Genomic DNA, 2,912 nt, shown 5'->3' with positions numbered 1-2,912 from the left:
CAGACTTGTTATAGGATCAAGCCTTACGGGCAATTAGTATCAGTTAGCTGAACGCATTACTGCGCTTACACACCTGACCTATCAACGTCCTGGTCTCGAACGACCCTTCAAGGGGATCTAGTCCCCAGGGATATCTCATCTTAAGGCGAGTTTCCCGCTTAGATGCTTTCAGCGGTTATCTCTTCCGAACATAGCTACCCGGCGATGCCACTGGCGTGACAACCGGTACACCAGAGGTTCGTCCACTCCGGTCCTCTCGTACTAGGAGCAGCCCCCTTCAAATATCCAACGCCCACGGCAGATAGGGACCAAACTGTCTCACGACGTTTTAAACCCAGCTCACGTACCTCTTTAAATGGCGAACAGCCATACCCTTGGGACCGGCTACAGCCCCAGGATGAGATGAGCCGACATCGAGGTGCCAAACACCGCCGTCGATATGAACTCTTGGGCGGTATCAGCCTGTTATCCCCAGAGTACCTTTTATCCGTTGAGCGATGGCCCTTCCATACAGAACCACCGGATCACTATGACCTGCTTTCGCACCTGCTCGACTTGTCGGTCTCGCAGTTAAGCACGCTTATGCCATTGCACTATCAGCACGATTTCCGACCGTACCTAGCGTACCTTCGTACTCCTCCGTTACGCTTTGGGAGGAGACCGCCCCAGTCAAACTGCCTACCATGCACTGTCCCCGACCCGGATCACGGGCCAAGGTTAGAACCTCAAACAAACCAGGGTGGTATTTCAAGGACGGCTCCACCGAAACTAGCGTTCCGGTTTCATAGCCTCCCACCTATCCTACACAGATCGGTTCAAAGTCCAATGCAAAGCTACAGTAAAGGTTCATGGGGTCTTTCCGTCTAGCCGCGGGTAGATTGCATCATCACAAACACTTCAACTTCGCTGAGTCTCGGGAGGAGACAGTGTGGCCATCGTTACGCCATTCGTGCAGGTCGGAACTTACCCGACAAGGAATTTCGCTACCTTAGGACCGTTATAGTTACGGCCGCCGTTTACCGGGACTTCAATCAAGAGCTTGCACCCCATCATTTAATCTTCCGGCACCGGGCAGGCGTCACACCCTATACGTCCACTTTCGTGTTTGCAGAGTGCTGTGTTTTTATTAAACAGTCGCAGCCACCAGTTTATTGCAACCCCTTCACCCTCTGCGCGCAGGCGCATCAAGCTACAAGGGCGTACCTTATCCCGAAGTTACGGTACCAATTTGCCGAGTTCCTTCTCCCGAGTTCTCTCAAGCGCCTTAGAATACTCATCTCGCCCACCTGTGTCGGTTTGCGGTACGGTCATCGTTAGACTGAAGCTTAGAGGCTTTTCTTGGAACCACTTCCAATTGCTTCGCTTCCTAAGAAGCTCGCGCCACACCCTTGAATCCTGCGCCCGGATTTGCCTAAGCGCCTTCTCCAATGCAGCGACCGGGACTTCCAACACCCGGACAACCTTCCGCGATCCGTCCCCCCATCGCATCTAACAATGGTGCAGGAATATTGACCTGCTTCCCATCAGCTACGCATTTCTGCCTCGCCTTAGGGGCCGACTCACCCTACGCCGATGAACGTTGCGTAGGAAACCTTGGGCTTACGGCGAGGGGGCCTTTCACCCCCTTTATCGCTACTCATGTCAGCATTCGCACTTCCGATACCTCCAGCACGCTTTTCAACGCACCTTCGCAGGCTTACGGAACGCTCTCCTACCATGCGTGCAAAGCACGCATCCGCAGCTTCGGTATATAGCTTAGCCCCGTTACATCTTCCGCGCAGGACGACTCGATCAGTGAGCTATTACGCTTTCTTTAAAGGGTGGCTGCTTCTAAGCCAACCTCCTGACTGTTTTAGCCTTCCCACTTCGTTTCCCACTTAGCTATATTTGGGGACCTTAGCTGGCGGTCTGGGTTGTTTCCCTCTTGACACCGGACGTTAGCACCCGATGTCTGTCTCCCGTGATTGCACTCTTCGGTATTCGGAGTTTGCTATGGCGGGGTAATCTGCAATAGACCCCCCAACCATGACAGTGCTCTACCCCCGAAGGTGAGACACGAGGCACTACCTAAATAGTTTTCGGAGAGAACCAGCTATTTCCAGGTTTGTTTAGCCTTTCACCCCTATCCACAGCTCATCCCCTAACTTTTCAACGTTAGTGGGTTCGGACCTCCAGTACGTGTTACCGCACCTTCATCCTGGCCATGGATAGATCACCTGGTTTCGGGTCTACGCCCAGCAACTGAACGCCCTATTCGGACTCGCTTTCGCTACGCCTGCCCTATACGGTTAAGCTTGCTACTGAACGTAAGTCGCTGACCCATTATACAAAAGGTACGCCGTCACCCCTTACGAGGCTCCGACTGTTTGTATGCATGCGGTTTCAGGATCTATTTCACTCCCCTCCCGGGGTTCTTTTCGCCTTTCCCTCACGGTACTGGTTCACTATCGGTCGATCACGAGTATTTAGCCTTGGAGGATGGTCCCCCCATCTTCAGACAGGATTTCACGTGTCCCGCCCTACTTGTCGCACACCTAGTTCTTTCATACTGTTTTCGCCTACAGGGCTATCACCTGCTATGGCCGCACTTTCCAGAGCGTTCGGCTAACAATACAAATAAAGAGTGCAAGGCTCATCCCATTTCGCTCGCCACTACTTTGGGAATCTCGGTTGATTTCTTTTCCTGCGGTTACTTAGATGTTTCAGTTCACCGCGTTCGCTTCACATGGCCTATGTATTCAGCCATGGATACTCCAAAAGGAGTGGGTTTCCCCATTCGGACATCTACGGATCAAAGCTTGTTTGCCAGCTCCCCGTAGCTTTTCGCAGGCTACCGCGTCCTTCATCGCCTGTGATCGCCAAGGCATCCACCACATGCACTTGTTCGCTTGACCCTATAACGAGTCTGTCTC

Annotated in this window: 1 rRNA gene; it reads right to left on the bottom strand. The window is 52.8% G+C overall.

The window, feature by feature from the left end:
* Nucleotides 1–12: 12 nt before the first annotated feature.
* A 23S ribosomal RNA gene (locus DIE17_RS36845) occupies nucleotides 13–2,894 on the bottom strand.
* Between the last annotated feature and the right edge of the window lie 18 nt (nucleotides 2,895–2,912).

The sequence above is a fragment of the Burkholderia sp. Bp9099 genome (assembly GCF_003857805.1).
Taxonomy (GTDB): domain Bacteria; phylum Pseudomonadota; class Gammaproteobacteria; order Burkholderiales; family Burkholderiaceae; genus Burkholderia.
Note: the sequence above shows the minus strand (reverse complement) of the source record. Positions and strands in the feature narration are given on the sequence as shown.